A 24,842-nucleotide genomic window follows, 5' to 3' on the forward strand; every position below is an offset into this window, starting at 1 on the left:
CCTGGGGATGAGAGAACTGGGGGATCAGGTGGCACGGGGCAAGGCGATCGCGATCACATCGGCAGCCGTCGTGCTGGTGGCGGGGGCCGCCGGCGGCGGCGCCTGGTGGTACCTGCACACCAGGGGAACCCCCCAGGAGACCGCGGAGCGGTTCGTCGGCGCCTGGCAGAGCGGCAATCTGGCGGGCATGCGCGCCGAGCTCGGAACGCCGGACCCGGCGTTCGCCAAGGCGTACGACGGCATGCGCAAGGCCCTCGCGGTGGAGAGCACGACGGTACGCCTCGACGGGGTGCGCGAGACCGGGGACGGCACGGGGCAGGCCTCCTACACCGCCACGCTGAAGCTCAAGGACGTCGGCGAGTGGAGTTACTCCGGCAACGTCGACCTCGCGGTCGTCGACCGGCACTGGCGGGTCAAGTGGTCGCCCAGTGCCGTCCACCCCGACCTGACCGCGACCACCGCCTTCGCGCTGAGGACAAAGTGGCCCGAACGGGCCGCGATCACCTCGGCGGACGGCGACCGCATCGACGGCTCCGACGTGGGCGGCTCGGTGCAGCAGCTCGTCGGCTACCTGGAGAAGGCCACGGCGAAGAGCGTCGCGAAGCTGGGCGTCCCCTACAAGGTGGGTGACGCGGTCGGCGCGAGCGGACTGCAGCACACCTTCCAGGAGCGCCTGGCCGGCACCCCGGACACCGAGATCGAACTCGTCGGCCCGGACAAGAAGACGGTCAAGACGCTCGGCACGGTCGAGGGCAAGAGCGGCGAGCCCCTGGAGACCACCCTGGACATGCGGGTCCAGCGGGCCGCGGTCGAGGCCGTCCGCGACCTGAAGAAGACCGCCGCCCTGGTCGCGATCAGACCCTCGTCCGGCGAGATCCTCGCGGTGGTGAACAACCAGGGCGGCTTCAACCGGGCCCTGGACGGCAACTACCCTCCCGGCTCGACCTTCAAGGCGGTCACCGCCGTGGGGCTGCTCGCCGAGGGGATGAGCCCCGGCGATCGGGTCACCTGCCCCAAGGACGTCACGGTCGGCGGCCTGCCGATCCGCAACTCCAACCACGCCGCCTACGGCTCGGTGTCGCTGTCCGACTCGTTCGCCTACTCCTGCAACACCACCTTCGCCCCGCTGACCAAGGAACGGCTGAGCGCCGACAAGCTGCTGAGCACCGCGGAGCTGTTCGGTTTCAACAAGCCGCTCAACATCGGTGTCACGGCCGCCAAGGGCAGCTTCCCCAGGGCCGAGAGCGACGCGGAACTGGCCGCGGAGTCGTTCGGCCAGGGGCGGATCACCGCCAGCCCGCTGATGATGGCCTCGGTCGCCGCCGCGCTGGCCGACGGCACCTGGCGCCCGCCGACCCTGGTCCCCTCGATCAAGCAGGAGACGCAGCCGCAGGCCCTCCCCGAGGCCGTCATACCGCACATGCACCGGATGATGTCCGCGGTCGTCACCAAGGGCACCGCCGAGGACGCGGGCCTGCCGCAGGGAACCCGGGGCAAGACCGGGACCGCCGAGTACGGCGAGCAGGACGATCTGAAGACCCACGCCTGGTTCATCGGCTTCCGCGGCGAGGTGGCCTTCGCGGTGATCGTCGAGGAGGGCTCGGGCGGCGGCGCCGTCGCCGCCCCGGTGGCCGCCGACTTCCTGCGCGCTCTCGGCTGACGGCGCCCTCGGCTGAGAGCGCCCACGGCTGACGGCGCTCTCAGCCGGCGACGTCGCCGGCTGACGGCGCTCTCCTCGGGACGGCGTTCTTCCCCGGACGGCGTTCCCGGCCGGCGGCGCCCTTCCCGGGAGGGGGGCTCCTCCCCGGGTGACCCGCGGCGACGGGAGCCTGCGGGACCGGTGCCGGAGCCTTCTCCCCTCACTTCGAAGTCGATCATTACCTTCAAGGTATTGTCGCGCTCGCGGGGTCGTGTGAAAGCCTTCACAAAGTATTCCCCTGCCGTTGGGACCGCCTCATGACGATCCTGATCACCTCATCACTCGAGTCGTTCACATCACCCGCGTCGCCCGTGTCACCCGGGTTCCAGGCGCCCGGCCTGGAGCTGTTCGACTTCCCCCCGCTGTGGGCGGGCGCGCCGTACTGGCTGACCAAACCGATCCTGATGGCCGTCCTGGCCGCGGCCCTGGTCTGCGGCGTCTGCTGGGCCGCCTTCGCCAACCCCAAGGTGGTGCCGCGCGGCCTGCAGAACGTGGTCGAGCTGGGCTACGTGTTCGTCCGCGACCACGCGGCCCGCCCGTTTCTCGGCAAGGACACCGACCGGTGGATGGGCCTGCTGCTCAGCGTCTTCTTCCTGGTCTGGGTCTGGAACCTGATGGGGGTGGTCCCGCTCGTCCAGATCCCCGTCTCCTCGTTCCTGGCCTTCCCCGCGGTGATCGCCGTGAGCGTCTACGTCCTGAAGATCTATCTCGGCGTCACGCGGCACGGTGTCGTGGGCTACCTCCGCGGGCTCATCCCGCGCGGGCTGCCCGTTCTGGCGTACGTGCTGGTCATCCCGCTGGAGCTGCTCTACACCTTCGTGAACTCGCTGTTCGCGCACATGCTGCGGCTGGCCGCCAACATGTTCGCGGGCCATCTCATCCTGGCGTTCTTCAGCATGGTCGGCTTCTGGTTCCTGTTCGAGGAACCCACTCTGCCGGGCGTGCCGGTCGGCGTGGCCGGCGTGCTGATGGCGATCGTCATCACGGCCCTGGAGATGTTCGTCCAGTTCCTGCAGGCGTTCCTGTTCACGCTGCTGACCGCGATGTTCATCGGCAACGCGCTCAACCCCGAGCACTGACCGGCCCGCCGCCGCCCCGCACAACCGGCACCCGACACCCTCCGGCCGCTTCGGGCCTCCACGCGCCCCGCACCGCGCCACCCGCCGCCGTTCCCCGCATCCCGGCCGCGATCACGGTGGGCGTCGCGGGGTGACGTGGCGACCGCGATCACAGAGGGAGGGCCGCGACCGCGTCGTGACGCAGCACCATGATGAGCAGCGTGATGATCAGTGTCGCGATCAGCAACCAGCTGAACATGATGATGACCGTCGAGCGGCGGAGACGCCTGGAGGACCGGCTCCGCCCGTTCCTCACACCACGCCCGCGACCGCCGCCCTCCTTGCGCTGGACACGCTCGTTGAACGACTCCAGCCGCGCGGCGAGCCGTGGGTCCTCGTCGATGAGGTGGCGCTCGATCTGCAGCAGCATGCGCTCCTCGTCTTGTGACCAGGCCATGCATCACCTCCCCGGAACGCAAGCCGTGTGCGGACGTTCTGCCCAATCGTGAAGATCATTATCCTTTCCGAGGGCTTCGATTTACCTCTTCTTTTCACGGGCGCAATCCGAGCACGCGATCATGCCCTCGCGCGGGGTCCGGTGCGGCGCCGGCGGGGTCTCGGGCGATTCCCAGCCTTCTCCGCGATCTCGACATTCCACCGCCCCGGCCTCCCTTCATCGCGCCGTGCGAAGGCCGGGGCACTCTTCGTGGCGCCGTCTCCGCGCCCGGCGGCGGCGCACCGTCAAGCCCTCTTGACGTCAGGCTGGCTTGACGAAAAGCTGGGGGCATGTTCACACCGGACAGCCTCGAAGGCGACTTCACGCTCCTGACCGCCGCCGCCCGCTACGACGAGCTCCGCGTGCGCGACGCCCTGGCTCCGGCGGCGGGCGACGCCACCGGCGGAGAGCACCCCGACGACGTCAACGACCCCGCCGACCCCGAGGTGCCGTCCCTCACCCGCGACGAGGTGCTGGAGCTTCTCGCGCTCGGGGAGGTGGTCGCGCGCAAGGCGGGCTACGGGCGCCAGCTCGCCGTACGGTCCGCGCGGGCCGCGGGCGCGTCGTGGTCGCAGATCGGCGCGGCCCTGGGCACGAGCAAGCAGGCCGCGTGGGAGGCGCACGGCCGGTGGATCGACGACCAGGCCGAGCAGCACCGGAACAGTGGCTACGAGGGCATGAGCGAGCGCGACGCGGCGGCCGCGCGGGCCCTCGCGGGAGATCCCGACGGCGAGGGCGGGCATGAGTGAGAGCTCCGGACCGGGTCGTCGGCCACCTGCGCGAACGTGACGATGTTCGCGCCCGCGCCGTGGCCCGCGCCGTACGGCGGCTCGCCGAGCGGGGCAGGGACGGGCCCACGCGCGCATGGCGGGTTCCTCGACGAAGCGGTTCAGCGCCCACGCCACCGCCGTCGTGATCCCGAACAGGACCGTGATGACGCCGAGTGCGGCCGGTGTGTCCCATGTCCGGCCGACGCCCAGCGGGATCCACCGGCCCATCAGCACGATGCGGGCCATGACGATGCCCAGGACGAAGTCCAGCGTCCGGATCGGCGGGAAGGAGACCAGGAACCAGTTCTGCACGAACGACATGTCCTGGCCGGGCAGCCGAGGCGTCCCGGGCAGGGTGAGGAGGGCGACGGCGGGCAGCAGCGCGATCACGGCGGCGACGGCGCCGGCCGCCCACCACAGCCGCCGGGCGGGGATCCTGCGGACGAGCGCGTGCAGGAGGGGAAAGGCCAGGCAGAAAAGCAGGTCGCAGGCGAGGGACCAGGTGACGACGTTGATCGTGATGACCACGTCCATCCGGGGGTGCCAGGTGTGCACGAGCAGCAGGCTCGGCAGCAGCTTGGGCAGGTCCACGGCCTGGCCCGCCCACACGGCCAGGCCGAGCGCGGCCAGCCAGGTCACCATGTGGACCGGGTAGACCTTGACCAGGCGCCGGCGCCAGAAGCCCGTCCTGGATCGCCCCTCCCGCGCCGACCAGGTCAGGACGAACCCGCTCAGCACGAAGAAGAACTCCACGCCGAGCCAGCCCGAGGCGAAGGCGAAGGTCTGCGGGGAGGCGGCGGTCTCCTGGTGGAAGAAACCCAGGACGCAGGCGTGGCACGCGAACACCAGGAACGCCGCCACGAATCTCATCCCGGTCAGCGAGGGAAGCCGCACGGCCTCCCCCGACGGGTGCGTCGAGTGCGTCATTGTTCTCTGCTTTCTCCGGACGGCCCCGGTACGGGGCCGGTCCGGGGCCGGTCCGGACCTGTGGGAAGGTCAGTGGTGCAGGGCGACCTCCAGCTCGAGCCGGGCCAGGTTCTGGCCCAGGCACTGGTGGATGCCGAACCCGAAGGCGAGGTGATGGGTGTCCTCGCGCAGGACGTCGAACTCGTGGGCCCGCCGGTGCACCTGATCGTCCCGGTTGGCCAGCGTGCCCGAGACGAGCACGCCCTCCCCCTCCCGGATGAGGTGGCCCGCGATCTCGATGTCGCCCTTCGCGACCCGGGTCGCGACCAGGTCCGTGGTCGCGATGTAGCGCAGGAGTTCCTCGATCGCGCCGGGCAGGCGGGCCGGGTCAGGGCCGGGGCGCGCCCGCCCGAGACGAAGAGCGGATCCGGGGCGGCACCGCGGCGCCCGCGCCGTCACCGAACAGCAGGTAGTTGACCACCTCGTCGGGCGGCAACGCGGCCAGGTCGACCTTGACGTCGTAGTGCTTGGCGATGACGTCCCCGCCGATCACCAGCGCGGTCCGGTAGCGGCCGGTGGCCAGCAGCGCGGCCGCCACGTCGAAGGTCTGCACGGCTCCCGAGCAGCCGGACTGGAGCTGGAAGGTCGGCACGCCGTCGACGCGCAGCCGGTCGGCGATCACATTCACGGTGGCCGGCATCAGCGTGCCGGCCGTGTTCGGGAACAGGCCCTGACCCGCCCTGTCGACTGGCCACTCTCCGCATTCATCCCATCATCGAACGTGGATGATTGATGCTGGCAAAGGGTACTAAACCTCTTTGAATGCCTAATCAACGGCATCGTCCATCAAGCACAACGGGGGAAACGATGACGGACTCCAAGGACACCAAGGATTCCAAGAACAAGGCCGCGAAGGGCTCGGGGAAGAGCAAGAAGGCCACGATCAAGGCGACACGCTCGGCGAAGGAAGCGAAGAAACAGTCCGGGCAGCCCGAGGCCAGGGTGCCGGAGACGGGGCCCGCCCACCAGGGCGCACGGGCCGCCCAGCCGCCGAGGGCGTGAAATCATGATCGGGTGACCGGGGTGAAACCCGGTCACCCGATCATGGAGTGACACGATGCCCGCCTACCTTCGATTTCCCACGATCTTCGGTGACATGGTCGTCTTCGCCGCCGAGGACGACCTGTGGATGGTCACCGCCGGCGGCGGGCGGGCCTTCCGGCTGACCGCCGGGGTGGCCGAGGCCGGATATCCGCGTTTCTCCCCCGACGGCGACCTGCTCGCCTTCGTCGGCCGCGAGGAGGGGCCGGAGGAGGTGTACGTGATGCCCGCCGACGGCGGCGCGGCACAGCGGGTGACCTACCACGGGGCGCGTTCCAGCGTCACCGGCTGGGACCCCCGCGGCGGCGTCGTCTACGCCAGCGACCAGGGCCAGCCCTTCGACGGGCGCACCTGGCTGCACCGGGTGGAGCCGGGCGGGGTGCCCGAGCGCCTGCCGTACGGCCCGGCCAACACCATCTCGTACGGCCCGCGGATCGTGCTCGGCCGCAACACCGCCGACCCCGCCCGCTGGAAGCGCTACCGGGGCGGCACCATGGGCGACCTGTGGATCGAGACCGGCGAGGACGGGCGGTTCCGGCGGCTCACCGCGCTGCCCGGCAACCTCGCCTCGCCCTGCTGGACCGGGGACCGGGTCTACTTCATCTCCGACCACGAGGGGGTCGGCAACGTCTACTCCTGCGACGCGGACGGCGGCGGCCTGCGCAGGCACTCCGACCACGCCGACTACTACGCGCGCAACCTGTCGGGCGACGGCCGCAGGCTCGTCTACCACGCCGGGGCCGAGCTGTACCTGGTGGAGGACGGGGAGTCGCGCCCGATCGAGGTGCGGCTGCGCAGCTCGCGCACCCAGCGCAACCGCCGTTTCGCCTCGGCCGAGGACTTCCTGGACAGCGCGACCCTCAGCCCCGACGGCGCCGGCCTGGCCGTCACCACCCGCGGCAAGGCGTTCTCCTTCGCCGCCTGGGAGGGCCCGGTGCGCCAGCACGGGACGCTGTACGGGGTGCGGTACCGGCTGCTGAGCTGGCTCAACGACGGCGAGCGGCTGGTGGCGGCGGCCAGCGACGAGGGCGACCGCGAGGTGCTGACGGTGCTCACCGCCGACGGCACCACCGAGCCCGCCAGGCTCGACCACCTCGACACCGGCCGCGCCATCGAGCTGGAGGTCTCCCCCGTGGCCGACCTGGTCGCGGTGGCCAACCACCGCAACGAGCTGATCCTGGTCGACCTCGCGCCCGGCCCCGCGGCCGGCGGGGTCTCCGGCCGTACGGGCGAGGAGGATCGGGCGCGGGGCCGGGTGATCGACTCCAGCAGGTTCGGCGCGATCGAGGACCTGGCCTGGTCCCCCGACGGCCGCTGGCTGGCGTACGCCTGCCGCGACACCGCGCAGACGACGGCGGTGAAGCTGTGCCGGGTCGAGACGGGCGAGACGTTCCTCGCCACCCGGCCGGTGCTGTGGGACGCCCGACCGGCCTTCGACCCGGGCGGCGACTACCTGTACTTCATCGGCCGGCGCGTCTTCAACCCGGTCTACGACGAGCTCCACTTCGACCTGGGCTTCCCCTTGGGCTCCCGCCCCTACGCGATCGCGCTCCGCGCCGACGTCACCTCGCCCTTCGTCCCCGAGCCCCGGCCGCTCGGGGACGACGATGACGACGGTGACGGCGACGACGGCGAGAACGAGGGCGAGGGCGACGGGCCGCCCGAGGTGGTCATCGACCTGGACGGCATCGAGGACCGGGTCGTCGCCTTCCCCGTCCCCGAGGGACGCTACGACGCCATCGCCGGGATCAAGGGCAAGGCCGTCTACCTGACCTTCCCCGTCGAGGGCAGCCTGGGCGACGACTACGCCGACTCCTCCGACGGCACCCTGCACGTCTACGACTTCGCCAAGCAGAAGCAGGAGACCCTGGTCGGGGACGTGTCGGAGTTCGCGCTCGGCCGCGACGGGAGCACGCTGCTCTACCAGTCGGGCAAGCGGCTGCGGATGGTCAAGGCGGGCGAGGAGCCCGAGGACGACGACGCGCCCGGCCGCACGAGCGGGTGGGTGGACCTGTCCAGGGTGAAGGTCTCCATCCGGCCCGAGGCGGAGTGGCGGCAGATGTTCAGGGAGGCCTGGCGGCTGCAGCGGGAGAACTTCTGGACCGAGGACATGGCCGGGCTCGACTGGGACGACGTCTACCGGCGCTACCTGCCGCTGGTCGACCGGGTCACCACCCGGGGCGAGTTCTCCGACCTGCTGTGGGAACTGCTCGGCGAGCTGGGCACCTCCCACGCCTACGAGAGCGGCGGCGCCTACCGGTCCCGGCCGCACTACCGGCAGGGCAAGCTGGGCGTCGACTGGGCCTTCGCGGACGGCGTCTACCGGATCGCGAGGATCGTCGGCGGCGACCGGTGGGATCCCGAGGCGACCTCGCCGCTCAACCGCCTCGGGGTGGACGTACGCCCGGGTGACGCGGTGCTCGCCGTGAACGGCCAGCCCGTCGGCGCGGACACGAGCCCGGACGAGTTGCTGGTCAACCAGGCCGACCAGGAGGTCCAGCTGACGGTCCTGCGCGGGGACGAGCGGCGGACCGTCACCGTGCGGGCCATCGGCGACGAGCAGCCGGGCCGCTACCGCGACTGGGTGGAGGCCAACCGGGCCCGCTGCCACGAGCTCGGCGGCGGCCGGATCGGCTACCTGCACATCCCGGACATGGGCCCCGAGGGCTACGCCGAGTTCCACCGGGGCTTCCTCGCCGAGTACGACCGCGAGGCCCTCGTGGTGGACGTCCGCTTCAACGGCGGCGGCCACGTGTCGGCGCTGCTGCTGGAGAAGCTGGCCCGGCGCCGCCTGGGCTACGACTTCCCCCGCTGGGGCGTGCCCGAGCCCTACCCCGACGAGTCGCCGCGCGGCCCGATGGTGGCCATCACCAACGAGTGGGCCGGCTCCGACGGCGACATCTTCAGCCACACGTTCAAGCTGCTGGGCCTGGGTCCCCTGATCGGCAAGCGCACCTGGGGCGGGGTGATCGGCATCTGGCCCCGGCACCACCTGGCCGACGGCACGGTCACCACCCAGCCGGAGTTCTCCTTCGCCTTCGACGACGTGGGCTGGCGGGTGGAGAACTACGGCACCGACCCCGACATCGAGGTCGACATCACCCCGCAGGACTACGCGGCGGGGGTGGACACCCAGCTTGACCGGGCGATCGAGGCGGCCAAGGAACGCCTGGTCCTCCAGCCGCCCCACACGCCCAACGCGGCGGCCAGGCCCCGGCTCGTGGTGCCGCGCCTGCCGCCCCGCCAGTCTCCCCTCGGGTTCCCGCCCTCCTCCACGTGACCCTCCGGGGGCGCGGGACGCCTCCGTAAGGCGGGCGCACCGGGGGAGGGTGCCGGCGGGGGCGGGGCGTCATGGCCTTCTCGCGGCCCGCTCTCGGCCTTTCACGGCTTGGCGGTCCCAGGCTCCCGGGAACGGCCTCGCCACGGTCACCAACGGTCCGGGGCCTCCGGGCGGGAACCGGCGGCGCTCCCGCCCGGTGACGCCGTGGACGCCGTGTCCGTCCGCCGCGACCGCGCTCGGGCCCCGTCGGACAGGGCGTGACAGCGCGCGATCTCGGTCTCCGGATAGGGGGACTCCTTGCTCTCGTCGCACAGGCGCCGATGGAACTCGTCCATCACGACGGCCGTACGGGCGTGCCTGGTGAGGACCGAGACCGCGGCCGTGGGGACGCCCGAGGGCCTGTCGCCGTTGGCCCAGTCACGGACGAACCGGTCACGGTCCACGCCGCCGCGTACTCGCTCGGCCAGATGGTGGTTGACCAGGTGCGCCGCGGTGTAGGCGCGGTCGTAGTCGCGGTGCCGTGTGAGGAAGGCCGCCTCCCCCGCGGAGAGTTCGAACCGGGGGCTGAGGGCGAGGCCGAAGTCGGAGAAGTACAGGCGGTGGCCGTCCGTCAGGACGTTGTGGAAGTGGGCGTCGAAGTGGACGAGACGCCGGCTCCGCATGAAGGCGACCGTCTCCGCCAGTTCCGCGTCCACCCACGCGTACGCGGAAAGGTCCTGTCCGGGCAGCCACGCGGCGAGGGTCTGGGGAACGTGCTCCAGGAAGAGGACCACGCTCGCCGGGGAGCTGCGGATCGCCTCCAGCCGCTCTCGCACGGCCGGTGAGCCCTCCCAGTGGCCCACCGCGCCCTCCAGGTCGCCGAACTCGGCGAACACGGCGCTCTCGGAGGGGGGCGGGCCGGGCAGCACCCGCCAGTGGTACAGCAATGGGAAGCCCTGGTGCTCCTCCCCCAGCACCCAGTTGGTCGCCATGGTGTGGACGGCCAGCTCGCGCCAGGCCCCGAAACCGGCCGACCCCAGTCCGTACTGGTAGAAGGCAGGCAGGCCGAAGAGGTTCGCGGTGGACATGACGTTCTCGGGGCGCAGCTCGGGCTCGGTCAGGGGCACCTTCTTGACGAAGACCCGCACCCCCTCGACCTCCAGCGCCGCCGACGCGCCGCCGATCCCCGCCCCCAGCATGCTCGCCCCCTCCACGAGGTCCCCGAGCCGGCGGTCGCCGAGCAGGGCGAGGTGGGTGGACACCTTCGAGTACGCGGCCACGCGCGCGGCACGCGTCGGGTCCGGACGGGTCATCGGGGCTCCTCGGTGCGCTGGGCCGGGTATGGCGGCGTGCGTCCGGCGTGCATCTGATCGCGCCGGACTCTACACACCGGCACCTCCTCGCCACGACCTACCGTCCCGAGCCGGACCGGACGCGGGGACGGTCGAGGGGGGCGGGGCCGCCACGCTCCAACAAATCGGTTGCCCTCCCGGACGACCCTCTGCTGGACTTCTGACGACGGCCGATCGATCAAGGAGAAGGAAATGCGCGAAGCGTTCATGTTTTCCCGGAAAGGAAATCCCATCCATCCAGAGGACATGACGCTTGGTGAGAACACTCGACCCAACGACTTCGGCGCGGGCAGACGCCGGTAGGACAAGCCTGGCCGGGCGGCTGCTCCACGCCGTCAAGGCCGGCGACAAGACCGGCGCCGCGGCCCGGCGCGCCGTCCTGCGCCACCTTCGCCCGGGACGCCGCTCCGCCGTGGCCCTCGCCGCCGCCGTCGCCGCCGCGACGGCGCTGCCGCTGGCGGCGCCCCAGCTCACCCGTCGCTTCGTCGACGACGCGATCGGCGGCGCGAGCACCCGCCACCTCACGCTGGTCGCCCTCGGCTACCTCGCGCTCGCCGTCGCCGGGCAGGCCGCCCGCATGGCCACCGCCTGGCTCGCGAGCCGTCTCGCCTGGGACGGTACGAACCGGCTGCGGGAGAGGCTCGCCGAGCACGCGCTCGGCCTCGACATGGCCTACCACGGCCGGCGCACACCCGGCGAGATGATCGAGCGGGTGGACGGCGACGTGGTCGCCGTGGCCGAGTTCGTCGTCGCCTTCCTGCTGGACGTCGTGGTCGGCCTCCTGCTCCTGGCCGGGGTGCTCGTCGTCGTGTTCACCGTCGACGCGCGTATCGGCGGCGCGCTGCTGGCGTACTGCGCGCTGATCGGGTTCGGCATGGCCCGCGCGCAGCGGCTGGCCGTACCGTCGGCCACCCGCTCGCGGGCGGAGAGCGCGGCGCTCTTCGGCGGTCTCGAGGAACGGCTGGCCGGCGTGGAGGACATCCGGGCCAACGGCGCCGGGGAGCACGTCGTGAACCGGTTCCACCGGGCCTCCGCGACCCTGTACCACGCGGAGTTCCGGGACGCGCGGATCGGGACCGGCATCCTCGCGGGTACGGCGGTGGCGTTCGCGGCCGGTACGGCGATCGTGCTCGGCCTCGCCGTGTGGACCCGGGAGTCCGGGACGCTCACGGTCGGCACCGCCGTGCTGCTCTTCCAGTACACGCAGATGGTGCGCGTGCCGTTCGAGCGGCTGATCGACCAGCTGAGGCGGTACCAGGCGGCGCTGGCCGGCATCGCGCGCATCGGCGACCTGCTGGCCGAGCGGCGCACGCTCCCCGCGCCCGCCGACCCGCGGCCGCTGCCCGCGTCCGGGCCGCTCGCCCTGCGCCTCGAAAATGTGGGTTTCGCGTACGCCGACGACGACGAGCCGGTCCTGTCGGACGTCACGATCACGCTGGCGCCGGGCGAGACGCTCGGCCTGGTGGGCCGTACGGGCAGCGGCAAGACGACCGTCGCCCGGCTGGTGCTGCGCCTGTACGACCCGACCGAGGGCACCGTCCGGGTCGGCGGCCTGGACCTGCGGGACGTCGATCCCGCGTCGATACGCGGACGGATGTGCGTGGTCACCCAGGACGTGCAGCTCTTCGCCGCCAGCGTCAGGGACAACCTCACCCTCTTCAGGCCACTCGCCGGTGACGACCGGCTGCGCGCCGTCCTGGCCGGTGTCGGCCTCGGCGACTGGCTGGCCGCCCTGCCCGACGGGCTCGACACCGAGCTGGGCGGCGGTTCGCGAGGCGGCCGGGGAAGCGGCGTCTCGGCCGGGGAGGCACAGCTGCTCGCGTTCGCGCGGGCGTTCCTGGCCGACCCCGGGCTCGTCGTGCTCGACGAGGCGTCCAGCCGGCTCGATCCGGCCACCGAGCGGCGCGTCGAGGAGAGCGTCGACCGGCTGCTCGCCGGCCGGACCGGCGTGCTCATCGCGCACCGGCTCTCCTCCCTGTCCCGGGTGGACAAGATCGCCGTCATCGACCGGGGCAAGGTCGTCGAGTACGGCCACCGCGAGGACCTCGTCGCGGACCCGCGGAGCCGGTTCGCCCGGATGCTGGACGTCGCGGGGGTGGCCCGATGAGGCCCGTGACGCTGGTGGCCACCCGCCTCGCCCGCTTCGACCTGCGCCGCTACCTGGTCGGCGCCCTGCTGTGGATGCCGGTCAGCGTCATCCCGCTCGCCGGCGGGCTGGTGCTGCAGCGGCTCTTCGACCAGATCGGCGGGCAGCGCGCCGCGAGCCTGGAGCAGTCGCTGTGGCTGTGTGCGGCGTTCGTGGGCGTGGAGGTGGTCCGCGGCCTGGTGCTCGTCGTCGCGTGGTCCTACGGGGTCTACTGGTGGGCCGCCGCCGCGACCCTGCTGCGGGCCAACGCGTTGCGCTCGATCCTCACCGCGCGCGGGCCGGCGGCGACCCGGCTGCCGCACTCGCCGGGCGAGGCGGTCGCCCGCTTCCGCGACGACGTGAGCGACCTGGTCAACCTCACCGACGAGAGCGTCCCGCTGGCCGGTTCGGCTCTCTTCGGCGGCGCCGCCCTGGTCGTCATGGCCTCCGTCGATCCCGTCATCACCCTGGTGCTGGTGGTGCCGATGATCGCGGTCGGCGCGCTGAGCCGGCTGCTGAACGAGGTGATCCGGCGGCTGCACCACCGTGCCAGGGTGCTCGGCGCGGCCGTCACGGCCCACATCGGCGAGACCTTCGGCGGCGTGCTGGCGATCAAGACCGCCGGGGCCGAGGACGCGGTGCTGGAACGGCTGCGCGAGCACAACCGCGGGCGGCGCGACGCCGCCGTCAAGGACCGGCTGGCGACCGACATGCCGGCCGCCGCCACGGGCGCGGCCGTCGAGATCAGCACCGGTCTCGTACTGCTCCTGTGCGCGTCGGCGATGCGCCGCGGCGACTTCACGGTGGGCGACCTCGCGCTGTTCACCACCTATGTCGGCTGGCTGACGGCGCTGCCGCGCACCATCGGCGCGATCCTCCACCGCCTGCCCCAGGGCGCGGTCGCCGCCGAACGGCTCACCCGGCTGATGGCGCCGTACGAGGACGCCGGCGACCTGTCGCGCGGCCGCGACGTCTGGTTCCACCGGGAGCCGCCTCCGGCCCCGTCGCCGCCGGATCACGGCGACGCGCTCCGGGTCGTCGAGGCGCGCGGGCTGACCGTGCGCCACGGCGGGAGCGGCCGCGGCGTGCGGGCGGTCGACCTGCGGGTGGCGCGGGGGTCGTTCACGGTGATCACCGGCGCCGTCGGCTCGGGCAAGACGACCCTGGTACGCGCCCTGCTCGGCCTGGTACCGCTGGATGCCGGGACGATCACCTGGAACGGCCGGCCCGTCGACGACCCGGGGACGTTCCTGGTCCCCGGCCGCGCGGCGTACGCGAGTCAGGTCCCCCGGTTGTTCTCGGAGTCGCTGCGGGAGAACCTGCTCCTGGGCAGGTCCGTGGACGACGACCGGCTCGGCCTGGCGCTGGAGCTCGCGGCGTTCGAGGAGGACCTGGCCGGGATGCCCGAGGGCATGGACACGGTCGTCGGTCCCCGTGGCGTACGGCTGTCCGGTGGCCAGGCGCAGCGGGCGACCGCGGCACGGGCGCTGGTCCGGGCGCCGGACCTGCTCGTCGTCGACGACCTGTCGTCGGCCCTGGACGTGGAGACCGAGAGGCTGTTGTGGGACCGGATCGCCGATGCCGCCCGCGACGGGCGCGGCCCGGGAACGCTGCTGGTGGTCTCCCACCGGCAGGCGGCGCTGGAGCGGGCCGACCAGGTCGTCGTCCTCGACCGTGGCCGGGTCACCGGCCAGGGCCCGCTCGGCGAGCTGCTGGAGAGCTGCCCGGAGATGCGGCGGCTGTGGAGCGAGGAACGCGTCGCCGAGGCCGGGGAACGACCGGAGAGCGGGGAGCGACCGGAGGCCGGAGAACGCGGGAAACGCGGGAAACGCGGCACATCGGGCGCGACGTAGCGTGGCGGGCGGCCCGGCACGCGGCCCCCGGTCGCCGGTCGGGGCCCGCGGGGGCGTCGTCCGGCGCCGCCGCGGCCCTCCGCGGTTCACCGGCCGGGGGAAGGGACCGTCCGGCGCCGCGGCGACCATGGTCGCGGTTCACGGGCCGAGGGAAGGCGCCGCCCCGGCGCCGCCGCACCCGTTCGCGCCCGTTCGCACGCTCGCGCCCGTTCGCGCCCGTTCGCACGCTGACACCCGTTCGCGCGGTCAGGAAGGGGCGTCGGCCGATCCGGCCGCCGGGAACTCGCCGCCTCCCGCCACGTGCCCGATCAGTTCGAGCACGGCCTGCCGCCCGCCGTTCGCCTCGGCCCAGCGGCTCACCCGGCACGCGGCCTTGGCGTAGAGCCGCTGATCAGCGGCGGCGGCACGCAGCCAGTCCTCAAGAGTTTCGGGCAGCGCCTCCTTCGAGTCCACCAGGCACCGGTCTCGGGCCGTCTCGGGGGCCAGGTAGCGCGGATCGCCGGACACCAGGACGGCGAGTCCCTCGTCGAACCACTGCGGGACCCGCCGCGACCCGAGCCGGGCGTGCAGCTCGACATGCGACATCTCGTGCGAGGCGATCACCGGGTCGATGCCGCGCGGCGACAGCATCACCGTGCGGCTCAGCACCGCGATCCCCCGTTCCCCTCCCCCGCCGATCCTCCGGTAGCACGCGCTGGTCACGCAGGCCAGCACGCCGGGAGAGCTCTCGCGCCCGCCGTAGAAGTCCTCCACCCGCCGGGCGGCCGCGTCGACCGCCTCCGCCACCTGTCGTTGCCGCGCCGCGGGCAGGTCCGGCTCGACGTACAGGCCCGGCCTGATCCGCTCCATTCCATAACAGCCGGGACAGGTCGTGGCGGCGACCGACGGGAAGGCGACCGCGATCCCTGCCGTCGCGGCGACGATCAGCACGGCGAACAGGGCGAGCAGCCACCCCCCTCTCCTGCGGAGGGTTCGCCGACGGTGTCGATTCATCACGTCACTCCTGTCGCCGATGAGGTGAAGACTCCAGAGAATTCTCACCCACGAGCGACGATTCCCTGCCATTACGGGAGTCCCCCTTCGACAGGCCATCACCACTCCAGGAGACGACGATGCCCGCGCAGAAGCCCGCGCAGCCGCTCGACCACACCTTCACCGCGCCGATCGAGAAGGACGGGGCCTTCGCCACCTTCGTGACCGTGCCGGGCTCCGCCGAGATCCTCGGGACGAGGCGGGCCGTGAAGGTCGGCGGGACGATCGACGGCCACCCGTTCACCGCCACCCTCATGCCGTCGGGCAACGGTCCGCACTGGCTTCCCATCAGGGCGGCACTGTGCAAGCTCATCGGCAAGGACCAGGCCGGCACCGAGGTGACGTTCCACCTCGATCAGCGGTTCAGCTGAACCAGCCGAGCCGACCGCGCCACCGCACCCGGACCGTGGCGCGCGCCGGGCTCAGGGCAGCGAGGCGGGCAGCCCGAAGCGGACGAAGTGGTCGGAGCCGATGAACGAGGTGATCCCGGCGATCCGCTCGCCGCGCAGGGTGAACACGTTGATCGACCAGGCGAGGTGGGCGGCGGCGTCCTCGTCCCAGCGGTAGCAGCCCACCCCGGGCTGGCCGTTCGCGCCGGCCGGGAGGTGCCGCCAGCTTCCGCAATTGGTCAGCGGGACACGTACGGCGAAGTCGGTGACGGCCTCCAGGCCGCGGTACCAGTGCGCCATCGGCGGCATCGACCAGGTGACGTCCTCGGTCAGCAGCGCGACCAGGGCGTCGGCGTCTCCGCGTTCCAGCGCGGAGGAGTATCCGGCGACGATCTCCCGTACCCGGGCGTCGCCGATCTTTCGCAGCGTCGGCTGCTGGGTGCGGGGGAAGACCTTGTCCGCGACGACCTTGCGCGCTCGCGCCAGGGCGCTGTTCACCGACGTGGTGGTGGTGTCCATCATGGTGGCGATCTCGGCGGCGGAGAAGCCGAGGACCTCGAACAGCAGCAGCGCCGCCCGCTGGTTGCCCGGCAGGTGCTGCAGGGCCGCGACGAAGGCGAGCTCGACGGCCTCGCGCTGCTCGTAGCGTGCGCCCGGACCGGCCGGATCGTCGGTGAGACCCGCGTCGGGGTAGGGGCCCAGCCAGGCGACGTCGGTCAGCGGGGCGTCGCCGAGCACGGCGCGCTCGCTGGAGGGGCCGAGGTCGACGGGCATCGCCCGCCTGCCCCGGGTGGCGACGATGTCCAGGCAGGCGCGGGTGGCCACGGTGTAGAGCCACGAGCGCAACGAGCCGCGGCCCTCGAAGCGCGCGAGTCCCCGCCAGGCCCGTAGCAGGGCGTCCTGCAGGGCGTCGTCGGCGTCGTGGGCGGAGCCGAGCATGCGGTAGCAGTGGGCGTGCAGCTCGCGGCGCAACGGCTCCACGAGGCGGGTGAACGCGGCGTCGTCCCCGTCGCGCGCCCGGGTCAGATCATCCTCACCGTCACGCGCCCGCACCGGGTCCGTCTCCACGTCCGTCTCGGTGTCCGTCTCGGTGTCCGCGCCACGCGCCCGGGTCAGGTCGTCCTCACCGTCACGTGCCCGGATCACGTCCGTGTCCGCGCCACGCGCCCGGACCGGGCCGGCGTTCCCGGCGTCTTCCGCCGCCTCGCCCACGGACCACGAAGAAATCTTCCTCACGAACGACGATTCTGCCTCACGCCGGAAGTCTTCTCTTCTGAGCACCACAGCACTGGCCCAGACTGTTCCAGGAGATTGCCATGAACCCCGCGACGATCGTCACCGCCGATTACCTCAAGGTCCCCGGCGCCACGCTCTACTACGAGGTACGGGGCCAGGGGCCCCTCGTGGTGCTCGTCGGCGCCCCGATGCACGCCGCGCACTTCGCACCGCTGGCCGGCCTGCTCGCCGACGACCACACCGTGCTCACCACCGACCCCCGGGGCGTCAACCGCAGTTCCCTCGACGAACCCGGCCAGGACTCGACCCCGCAGATGCGCGCCGACGACCTCTCCCGGCTCCTGACCCGCCTCGACGCCGGTCCGGCCGCGGTCTTCGGTTCCAGCGGCGGCGCCGTCACCGCGCTCGCGCTCGCGCTCGCCCACCCCGAGCAGGTGCGCATCGTGATCGCGCACGAGCCCCCGCTGAACCGCCTGCTCGACGATCCCGAGGAGCGCGACGCCGCGGTCGAGGACATCATCGCCACCTACGTCTCCGGCGACGTCGCGGGCGCCTGGGCCAAGTTCATGATCAACGCCAACATCCCGATGCCCGAGTCCGAGGAGCCGGCGGGCGGTCCCGCGGAGGCGTCGGCCGAGCCCGATCCGCAGGAGGCCGCGGACGAGCGCTTCTGGTTCCTGCACGAGATGCGCGCGACCACCCGCTGGGAGCCCGACATCGCCGCCCTGCGTGCCGGGCCGGTCTCCATCGTGGTCGGTATCGGGGAGGAGTCGGCAGGCCAGCTCTGCGACCACGCGTCGACCGCACTCGCCGCGGCGCTCGGCACGAAGCCGACGTACTTCCCCGGCGGCCACATCGCCTTCGCCGACGACCCCGACGAATTCGCCCCCAGGCTGCGTGAGGTCCTGCGGGAGAACGAGGTCCCGAAGGAGAACTGAGCGACGACGCCGTGAGCACGTACGAGAACGCATGAGAACGCATGGCCACGTGCTCGCATGTGACGGATCCCCCCGGCGGGGGCGGGGATCCGTCCGGCGGGGGATCCGTCACCGCGGTGCGGGGATCAGGCGAGGTTCAGCTGCCAGGAGACGCCGAAGCGGTCGTTGGTCCAGCCGAAGCGCTTGCTGAAGCCGTAGGAGCCGAGCGGCATCAGCGGCTGGCCGTTCTCCGACAGCGCCGCGTACAGGCGCTCGATCTCCGCCTCCGACTCGCACTGCACGTACAGCGAGATCGACGGGGTGAAGCCGAAGGCATGCGGCACGTTGCTGTCGATGGCCATGTGCTCCCGGCCCGCCAGCGTGAACGTGGCGTGCTGCACGCTGCCCTCCGCGCCTGGCCCCTCGGGACCGTAGCGGGCGATGGCGAGGATCTCGGCGTCGTCGAACAACGAGGTGTAGAAGGTCACCGCCTCCTCGGCGGTGCCCTGGAACATCAGGAAAGTAGTGATCTTCTGCGACATCGGGTGAACTCCTGGCAGGGGTGTGAGAGAAGAGGATGCCCCCGGCGACGGGGACGACCTGCTCACCGGCGGCTCCGGCACCACACTCGCCGAAAACCTAGAACATGTGCTCGATAACTATTTCAGGACCAACTTATATAAGTCAAACACGATGCAGAGGACATTGCGATGACAGAGAGTGAAATCGAACCGGTTTCGGTGTCACGGCGAATCCCAGCGCCTGCGTCCCGGATCTTCGACATCCTGACGGACCCCGCCAAACACATCGATCTCGATGGCTCCGGCATGTTGCGCGGCGCTGTTTCCCCTCAGGTCGTCTCCGGCGTCGGAGACCTGTTCACGATGAAGATGCACTATCGGGAGCTCGGTGACTACGAGATGATCAACCACATAGTTGAGTACGAGACGAACCGACGCCTGGCCTGGGAACCGGAAGCGGGGCTCGGCCACCCCGACTCCCTTCCTGAAAGCTCGTCCGCACGCTGGGGCCATCGATGGGGGTTCACCCTGACTCCAGATGGAGCCAACGCCACAACCGTGACGCACACCTACGACTGCTCCCGTGTCCCCGAAAAGACCCGAAAGAACATGGACAACGGCAGGGCGTGGATCGTCAGCATGACAGCGACACTGGAACGACTCGACGCGCTCTCGACCGCTCGTTAGAGCATCACCGTGTGACGCAGAAGGTTCACCGCAGGCGACTTCGGCCGGTGCCGCTCGATGGAGCCGAGGCGATGGACATGATCTTCCCCATTGAGGTCAAGGCAGCGTGGTCGCCCGGAAGATCAAAAGGCCACTTCCCGGCCCGGGAAACGACCTCTGAGCTGGGTAGGACTACCAGGACTCGAACCTGGGACCTCTTCCTTCGCCCTCCTCGCCCGTCACGGCGTCGTCCGGCCGGGCCGCGCGAATGACGTCGACGATGGCGCTCTCCGCTTCGAGGTCAGCGGATGCGGCGAAGTCATCCGCGGATTTCTCGAAGCGCTTCAGCGACGCACCGTACATGGCTCCCAAGACAGCGGCTCCCGATCGCGCTGCCGCGACGGCCAGTTCCTCGTCCGTGATCGGCATGTGGACAGGATAGGCGCGGTTCTTCACCGTTCGATCGGCGGAATCGGCGGGCACGCGGCCCGCGTTCGGCTGTTCACGACTCGCCGTGACCGGGAGGCGCAGGACCCGCGCGTGGCTGTCGGCGGCCAGGCGCCCGCTTTGACCTTGCGGCCGAGATGACCGAGATGACCGAGATGACCGGCGAGGGCCGGGGTCAGGGCGGGGTGCCGTCGGCGGAGGCGACGAGGCGGGCGGCCAGTGCCCTGACCTCGTCGCGCAGCTCGGCGGGAGTGATCACGACGAACGGCCAGCCGAGCCCGGCGAGCATCTGCGCCATCCCGTCCAGCCGCTCGGCCCTGGTGTCCAGCGACACCCCGCCGGAGGTCTCGGACAGCGTCGCCGTGGAGGCCGGAATCCGCGCGGCGGCCTCCTCCAGGGTGGTCTCCAGCAGCACCCTGACCTCGTGCCTGTAGGGCACCGCCGACAGCGACCCGACCACGTGGGCCACCGGGTCGAAGCCGTCGGGCACCTGGAAGCCCCGCTCGGTGTGCACGGCGCCCGCCACCCGGTCCACCCGGAACGTCCTGATCTCCCCGCTGCCGTGGTCGAGCCCGGCGACGTACCAGCGGCCGGAGTGGAAGACGATGCCGTACGGGTCCAGGTCGCGCTCGGAGGCGTCGCCGCGCCAGGAGCGGTAGGCCAGCCGGACGGTGACCCGGCGCCGGGCGGCGTCGGCGAGGGTGAGCAGCGGTCCCGCCCTCGGGGTGCTCACCTTCGACACCGCCCTCCCGGTGTGGCCCAGCGTCTCCGACACCGCGTCGACGCGCTCGCGCAACGGGCGCGGAAGCACCCGCTGGATCTTGGCCAGCGCGCTCTCGGTCGCGGCCTCCCCCACCGCCAGCCCGGTCCGCCGCCCGGCCAGCAGCCCCAGCACCACGGCGGTGGCCTCGTCGTCGGTGAGCATGAGCGGCGGGAGCTTGTAGCCGGGCAGCAGCCGGTAACCGCCGTGGCGGCCCCGTTCGGCCTGGACCGGCACCCCGAGCTCCGACAGCCTCACCGCGTAGCGGCGGACCGTGCGCTCGTCCACCTCCAGCCTCGCGGCGAGATCCGGGCCGGTCAGGCCGGGGACGGCCTGCAGCAACTCCAGTAGCGCGAGCACCCGGGCGGCGGTCATCTGGATTCCCCTCAAAATCAGGACCGATACTGTCCGGATTCGATTCTAGGGTGAGGCCAGGCGAACAGAGGAGAGACACGATGAGCACGTACGTCCTGGTCCCCGGTTTCTGGCTCGGCGCGTGGGCCTGGGAGAAGGTCACCGGACCGCTGCGCGAGGCCGGGCACGACGTCCACCCGGTCACGCTCACCGGCCTCGGCGACAGGGTTCACCTGGCGGGCCCCGAGGTCGACCTGGAGACCCACATCCAGGACATCGTCAACACCGTCGTCTTCGCGGACCTGACCGAGGTGATCCTCGTCGCCCACAGCGGGGCCGGCGGCCCGGTCACCGGCGCGGCCGACCGGATCCCCGAGCGCGTCGCCCGGATCGTCTACGTCGAGAGCGGGCCGACGGCCGACGGAACGACCCATCTGGACCTCCACGAGCCCGGGTGGCGGGCGTTCATCGAGAGGCGGGTCGCCGAGCGGGGCGACGGGGTGCGCTACCCGTTGCCCTCCTGGGAGGAGCAGGAGGAGGCCGGGGCCGGCCTGGAGGGACTGGGCGAGGCCGAGCGTGAATGGCTCGCCTCCCGCGCGACCCCGCAGCCGTACGGGACGATGACCCAGCCGCTGGTGCTCAAGGGCGGCGCGTCCGCGCTGCCCAAGACGCTCGTCACCTGCTCGTTCCCGTTGGAGCGGGTGCACGCCATGATCGCCTCCGGTCACCCCTACTTCGCCGCGCTCGCCGGGCCCGAGTGGAGCTTCGCCGAGGTGCCGACCGGGCACTGGCCGATGGTCTCCAGGCCGGAGGAGACCGCCGCCGCGCTGGCCGCGCTAGGGGGCTGAGGGGCCGGGGCACCGCGGGGCTCCGGGAGGACATTTGTCACTGGTGGTTCCGGATCGATGGATCTGCCCCGGATAACGCGCTCTCCGTAGCGTCTTCACCATGACGAACGACGTGAACGACGCGGTGTCCCTCAGGGACGTGACCAAATGTTTCGGGGCGGTGCGCGCCGTGGACGGGCTCAGCCTCGACATCCCCGCCGGGCAGACCGTCGCCCTGCTCGGCCCCAACGGCGCGGGGAAATCGACCACGATCGGGCTGCTGCTCGGGCTGCTGGCCCCCGGCTCCGGGACGGTGCGCGTCTTCGGGGACTCCCCCGAGAACGCGGTCCGGAGCGGGCGGCTGGCGGCGATGCCCCAGGAGGGCGGCCTCGTTCCCCGGACCACGGTCCGCGAGCTGGTCGGTTTCGTCTCCGGGACCTACCGGTCGCCGCTCCCGCTGGAGGAGGTCCTGGCGACCGCCGGGCTGGAAGGGCTGGCCGGCCGCAGGATGGAGCGGCTGTCGGGCGGCCAGGCGCAACGGGTCCGCTTCGCGCTGGCGCTGGCCGGGGACCCCGACCTGATGTTGCTGGACGAGCCGACCTCGGCGCTGGACGTGCGGGCCAGGCGGGAGTTCTGGGAGAGCATGCGCGCCTTCGCCGCGCGCGGCAAGACGATCCTGTTCTCCACCCACTACCTGGAGGAGGCCGACGAGTACGCCGACCGGGTGGTGGTGATCGACCGGGGCCGGATCGCGGCCGACGGTACCAGCAGGGAGATCAAGCGCCTGGTCGCGCTGTCCACGGTCAGCGTCACCGCCACCGGGGAGGCCGCCTCGCTGGAACGCCTGCCCGGGGTCGTCTCGGCCGAGATCCGGGGTGGGCGGGCCCACCTGCGTACCCGCGACGCCGACGCCACCGTCGTGGCGCTGGCGGCGGCGGGAGCCGTACGAGACCTCGAGGTCGTCCCCGCCGCGCTCGAGGACGCCTTCATCGCGCTGACAGAGCTGATACCCGGACCGGCGCCGAGGCCGACACCGGGACCGACATCCGGACCGGCACCGGGACAGGCACCGGGACAGGCATCGCGGCGGGCACCGGGGATGACGGAGGTGGAGGCGTGATGCTCGGCTACATCCGCCTGGAGTTCACCAGGACCCTCCGCGACCCGGGATACGTGATCATGGGTTTCGCGATGCCCGTGACGATGTACCTCCTCTTCACCAACCTCGGCGTGACGGGCGACGACCGCGTCCTGGCCGCCCTCTACGTGATGGTCAACATGGCCGCCTTCGGCGCGATCGGCTCGGCTCTCAACAACGGCGGCGGCATCGCCGAGGACAGGTCGGCGGGCTGGCTGCGGCAGCTGCGGATCACTCCGCTGGCCCCGGCACGGGTGGTCGCGGGCAAGGCGGCCACCGGCATGCTCGTGGTACTGCCCGTGATCATCGGTGTGTCCCTGTCGGCGGCGCTGCTCAACGGGGTACGGATGGAGACCTGGCAGTGGATCTCGATCGTGCTCCTGCTCTGGGCCGGCTCGCTGCCCTTCACCCTGCTCGGCCTGGCCTTCGGCTACCTGTTCAGCGGCCAGACCGCCGCCGTGCTCAACATCGCGGCCAACATGTCGATGGCCGTCATCGGAGGGCTGTGGCTGCCCGCCGAGGCCTTCCCCTCCTGGTTGCGGGCCGTCGCGGAGTGGACGCCGAGCTTCGGCTACGCCGACCTGTCGCGGAAGGTCGCCTTCGGGGAGGCACCCGAGGTGGGCACGGCGCTGATGCTGACCGGCTGGCTGGTCGCCTTCGGGATCCTGGCGGTGCACGGCTACCGCCGGTCCGGGCGCGTGGGGTGAGCCGCGTGATAGGAGTGGCCGGGTGAGCGGGAAGCCGGAAGGACCGCGAGAGGCGCGACGGGTGAGGCAGAGGGGACCCGAGGCGCCGGAGGCGGCGGGCCGGGGAGGACCTGGAACGGTGAAACCGGGAGAGCCGGGGACGGCCGGGCGAGGAGGACCGGGGAGGGCCAGGCGGGGAGGGCCGGGAGAGCTCGCCTTCTACCCGTGGCTGCTGCTCGTCTACCCCCCGATCAGCGACCTCGTGGCGGGGCAGGTGCGGCCGGTGCCGCCCGCCGCGCTGGGGATCGCCGCCTTCGCCGTCCTGTACGTGCTGTGCATCCGGTTGTCCTTCCGCGACCGGCGGCGCGCGGCGGCCGTGGTGCTGGCCGGGCTGCTGGTGGTGGCCTTCCTGCTGCTGGCGGGGTTCGCGCACAACTGGTTCTACCTCGCGCCGCTGATGACCATCGCCTGCGGGGCCGTGCTGCGCGGGAGGTCCGTCTACCTCCTCCTCACGGCCCTGACGCTCGCGCTGGTCGTGGTGATGTGGCGCGCGGGGGCGAGCTGGGCGAGCATCTCCCTGGCCACCTGGGGGACGACCACCGGCGGCCTGGTGGTCAGCATCGTCCTGAAGCTGTTCTCCGTGATCGCCGAGCTCCAGGAGACCCGCGAGGAGCTGGCCCGCGCCGCGGTGGCCGAGGAGCGGCTGCGGTTCTCCCGCGACCTGCACGACCTGCTCGGGCACACCCTGTCGGTGATGGTGGTCAAGGCCGAGGCCGTACGGCGGCTGGCCCCCCGCGACGGCGAGGCGGCGGCGCGGCAGGCCGCCGACATCGAAGCCGTCGGCAGGAAGGCGCTGACCGAGGTGCGGGCCGCGGTCACCGGTTACCGTGGCCGGGGGCTGGCCGCCGAGCTGGCCTCGGCGCGTACGGTTCTGGCCGACGCGGGCATCGCCGCCACCGTCACCGTCACCGGGGAGCGGCCGGCCCCGGAGGCCGACGCCCTGCTGGGCTGGGCCGTGCGGGAGGGGGTGACCAACGTGGTCCGCCACAGCGCCGCCCGCACCTGCGAGATCACCCTGGAGGGAACGATGCTGGAGATCCGCGACGACGGGCGGGGGCGTGGCGGGAGCCCCTTCGGCAACGGCCTGCGCGGCCTGACCGAGCGGGTCGTCGCCCTCGGCGGGACCCTGGAGACCCGCGACCGCGACGGCTTCCTGCTGAGGGTGACGCTCCCATGACCGCTCCTGACGC

23 protein-coding genes are annotated in these 24,842 nt (G+C 72.1%); 13 read left to right on the forward strand and 10 right to left on the reverse strand.

Annotated features, from left to right (window positions below):
* Window positions 1–7 precede the first annotated feature (7 nt).
* Both ACTOQ3_RS32770 and ACTOQ3_RS32775 read left to right on the forward strand, forming a co-directional pair.
* Entirely contained in the window at window positions 8–1,660 is a 1,653-nt protein-coding gene (locus ACTOQ3_RS32770) for a penicillin-binding transpeptidase domain-containing protein (protein ID WP_440087319.1), read from the forward strand.
* Window positions 1,661–1,956: 296 nt separating this feature from the next.
* Window positions 1,957–2,778 carry a F0F1 ATP synthase subunit A gene (locus ACTOQ3_RS32775; protein WP_440087320.1) on the forward strand — a complete coding sequence of 274 codons (822 nt, stop codon included), beginning with the start codon at window positions 1,957–1,959 and terminating at the stop codon, window positions 2,776–2,778.
* 148 nt (window positions 2,779–2,926) lie between these two features.
* On the opposite strand, the gene ACTOQ3_RS32780 is transcribed toward ACTOQ3_RS32775, so the two are convergent.
* From ACTOQ3_RS32780 to ACTOQ3_RS32795, 4 genes are all read right to left on the reverse strand, one after another.
* Entirely contained in the window at window positions 2,927–3,214 is a 288-nt protein-coding gene (locus ACTOQ3_RS32780) for a DUF3040 domain-containing protein (protein ID WP_440087321.1), read from the reverse strand.
* Window positions 3,215–3,498: 284 nt separating this feature from the next.
* A complete protein-coding gene (locus ACTOQ3_RS32785) occupies window positions 3,499–4,950 on the reverse strand; it encodes an acyltransferase family protein (protein WP_440087322.1) in 1,452 nt (483 codons plus the stop codon).
* 69 nt (window positions 4,951–5,019) lie between these two features.
* Window positions 5,020–5,388 carry a cytochrome P450 gene (locus ACTOQ3_RS32790; RefSeq protein WP_440087323.1) on the reverse strand — a complete coding sequence of 123 codons (369 nt, stop codon included), beginning with the start codon at window positions 5,386–5,388 and terminating at the stop codon, window positions 5,020–5,022.
* On the reverse strand, window positions 5,318–5,629 hold the full coding sequence (locus ACTOQ3_RS32795; RefSeq protein ID WP_440087324.1) for a hypothetical protein: 312 nt from the start codon (window positions 5,627–5,629) through the stop codon (window positions 5,318–5,320). Before ACTOQ3_RS32795 ends, ACTOQ3_RS32790 begins: the two co-directional genes overlap by 71 nt.
* Window positions 5,630–5,796: 167 nt before the next feature.
* Between ACTOQ3_RS32795 and ACTOQ3_RS32800 the strand changes: the two genes are divergently transcribed.
* Window positions 5,797–5,991, forward strand: a complete 195-nt coding sequence (locus ACTOQ3_RS32800) for a hypothetical protein (RefSeq protein ID WP_440087325.1) — start codon at window positions 5,797–5,799, stop codon at window positions 5,989–5,991.
* 55 nt (window positions 5,992–6,046) lie between these two features.
* Window positions 6,047–9,310 carry a S41 family peptidase gene (locus ACTOQ3_RS32805; protein ID WP_440087326.1) on the forward strand — a complete coding sequence of 1,088 codons (3,264 nt, stop codon included), beginning with the start codon at window positions 6,047–6,049 and terminating at the stop codon, window positions 9,308–9,310.
* A gap of 146 nt (window positions 9,311–9,456) precedes the next feature.
* Here the strand turns inward: ACTOQ3_RS32805 and ACTOQ3_RS32810 are convergent, their stop codons facing one another.
* Complete coding sequence (locus tag ACTOQ3_RS32810; RefSeq protein ID WP_440087327.1) at window positions 9,457–10,602, reverse strand: protein kinase family protein; 1,146 nt, start codon at window positions 10,600–10,602, stop codon at window positions 9,457–9,459.
* A gap of 295 nt (window positions 10,603–10,897) precedes the next feature.
* Between ACTOQ3_RS32810 and ACTOQ3_RS32815 the strand changes: the two genes are divergently transcribed.
* Together ACTOQ3_RS32815 and ACTOQ3_RS32820 are read left to right on the forward strand one after the other, a co-directional pair.
* Window positions 10,898–12,748 carry an ABC transporter ATP-binding protein gene (locus tag ACTOQ3_RS32815; RefSeq protein ID WP_440087328.1) on the forward strand — a complete coding sequence of 617 codons (1,851 nt, stop codon included), beginning with the start codon at window positions 10,898–10,900 and terminating at the stop codon, window positions 12,746–12,748.
* Window positions 12,745–14,619, forward strand: coding sequence for an ABC transporter ATP-binding protein (locus tag ACTOQ3_RS32820; protein WP_440087329.1), 1,875 nt, complete (start codon window positions 12,745–12,747; stop codon window positions 14,617–14,619). Before ACTOQ3_RS32815 ends, ACTOQ3_RS32820 begins: the two co-directional genes overlap by 4 nt.
* A 246-nt stretch (window positions 14,620–14,865) precedes the next feature.
* Here ACTOQ3_RS32820 and ACTOQ3_RS32825 read toward each other — a convergent pair whose 3' ends face one another.
* Window positions 14,866–15,612: a hypothetical protein gene (locus tag ACTOQ3_RS32825; RefSeq protein WP_440087331.1), complete on the reverse strand. Its 747-nt coding sequence runs from the start codon at window positions 15,610–15,612 to the stop codon at window positions 14,866–14,868.
* A gap of 119 nt (window positions 15,613–15,731) precedes the next feature.
* On the opposite strand from ACTOQ3_RS32825, the gene ACTOQ3_RS32830 reads away from it, so the two are divergent.
* A complete protein-coding gene (locus ACTOQ3_RS32830) occupies window positions 15,732–16,022 on the forward strand; it encodes a DUF1905 domain-containing protein (RefSeq protein WP_440087332.1) in 291 nt (96 codons plus the stop codon).
* Window positions 16,023–16,073: 51 nt separating this feature from the next.
* On the opposite strand, the gene ACTOQ3_RS32835 is transcribed toward ACTOQ3_RS32830, so the two are convergent.
* Window positions 16,074–17,276 (reverse strand): sigma-70 family RNA polymerase sigma factor, encoded by a 1,203-nt coding sequence (locus ACTOQ3_RS32835; RefSeq protein ID WP_440087333.1) that lies wholly within the window; start codon window positions 17,274–17,276, stop codon window positions 16,074–16,076.
* A gap of 80 nt (window positions 17,277–17,356) precedes the next feature.
* On the opposite strand from ACTOQ3_RS32835, the gene ACTOQ3_RS32840 reads away from it, so the two are divergent.
* The gene (locus ACTOQ3_RS32840; protein WP_440087334.1) at window positions 17,357–18,214 is read left to right on the forward strand and encodes an alpha/beta fold hydrolase; all 858 of its coding nucleotides are present in this window, start codon (window positions 17,357–17,359) and stop codon (window positions 18,212–18,214) included.
* A 125-nt stretch (window positions 18,215–18,339) separates the two neighbouring features.
* On the opposite strand, the gene ACTOQ3_RS32845 is transcribed toward ACTOQ3_RS32840, so the two are convergent.
* Entirely contained in the window at window positions 18,340–18,735 is a 396-nt protein-coding gene (locus ACTOQ3_RS32845; RefSeq protein ID WP_440087335.1) for a VOC family protein, read from the reverse strand.
* A gap of 168 nt (window positions 18,736–18,903) precedes the next feature.
* Between ACTOQ3_RS32845 and ACTOQ3_RS32850 the strand changes: the two genes are divergently transcribed.
* Window positions 18,904–19,401, forward strand: coding sequence for a hypothetical protein (locus ACTOQ3_RS32850; RefSeq protein WP_440087336.1), 498 nt, complete (start codon window positions 18,904–18,906; stop codon window positions 19,399–19,401).
* A 171-nt stretch (window positions 19,402–19,572) separates the two neighbouring features.
* On the opposite strand, the gene ACTOQ3_RS32855 is transcribed toward ACTOQ3_RS32850, so the two are convergent.
* A complete protein-coding gene (locus tag ACTOQ3_RS32855) occupies window positions 19,573–19,809 on the reverse strand; it encodes an inositol monophosphatase family protein (protein ID WP_440087337.1) in 237 nt (78 codons plus the stop codon).
* Between the two features lie 193 nt (window positions 19,810–20,002).
* Window positions 20,003–20,962, reverse strand: coding sequence for a helix-turn-helix transcriptional regulator (locus ACTOQ3_RS32860; protein ID WP_440087338.1), 960 nt, complete (start codon window positions 20,960–20,962; stop codon window positions 20,003–20,005).
* An 80-nt stretch (window positions 20,963–21,042) separates the two neighbouring features.
* Here ACTOQ3_RS32860 and ACTOQ3_RS32865 point away from each other — a divergent pair, with 80 nt between their 5' ends.
* From ACTOQ3_RS32865 to ACTOQ3_RS32880, 4 genes are all read left to right on the forward strand, one after another.
* On the forward strand, window positions 21,043–21,789 hold the full coding sequence (locus ACTOQ3_RS32865) for an alpha/beta hydrolase (protein WP_440087339.1): 747 nt from the start codon (window positions 21,043–21,045) through the stop codon (window positions 21,787–21,789).
* Between the two features lie 100 nt (window positions 21,790–21,889).
* Window positions 21,890–22,888 (forward strand): ABC transporter ATP-binding protein, encoded by a 999-nt coding sequence (locus tag ACTOQ3_RS32870; protein WP_440087340.1) that lies wholly within the window; start codon window positions 21,890–21,892, stop codon window positions 22,886–22,888.
* Entirely contained in the window at window positions 22,888–23,613 is a 726-nt protein-coding gene (locus ACTOQ3_RS32875) for an ABC transporter permease (protein ID WP_440087341.1), read from the forward strand. The genes ACTOQ3_RS32870 and ACTOQ3_RS32875 overlap by 1 nt, the downstream gene beginning before the upstream one ends.
* Before the next feature lie 118 nt (window positions 23,614–23,731).
* Window positions 23,732–24,829: a sensor histidine kinase gene (locus tag ACTOQ3_RS32880; RefSeq protein ID WP_440087343.1), complete on the forward strand. Its 1,098-nt coding sequence runs from the start codon at window positions 23,732–23,734 to the stop codon at window positions 24,827–24,829.
* Window positions 24,830–24,842 lie beyond the last annotated feature (13 nt).

Source organism: Streptosporangium sp. LJ11 (assembly GCF_051918945.1).
Taxonomy (GTDB): domain Bacteria; phylum Actinomycetota; class Actinomycetes; order Streptosporangiales; family Streptosporangiaceae; genus Streptosporangium.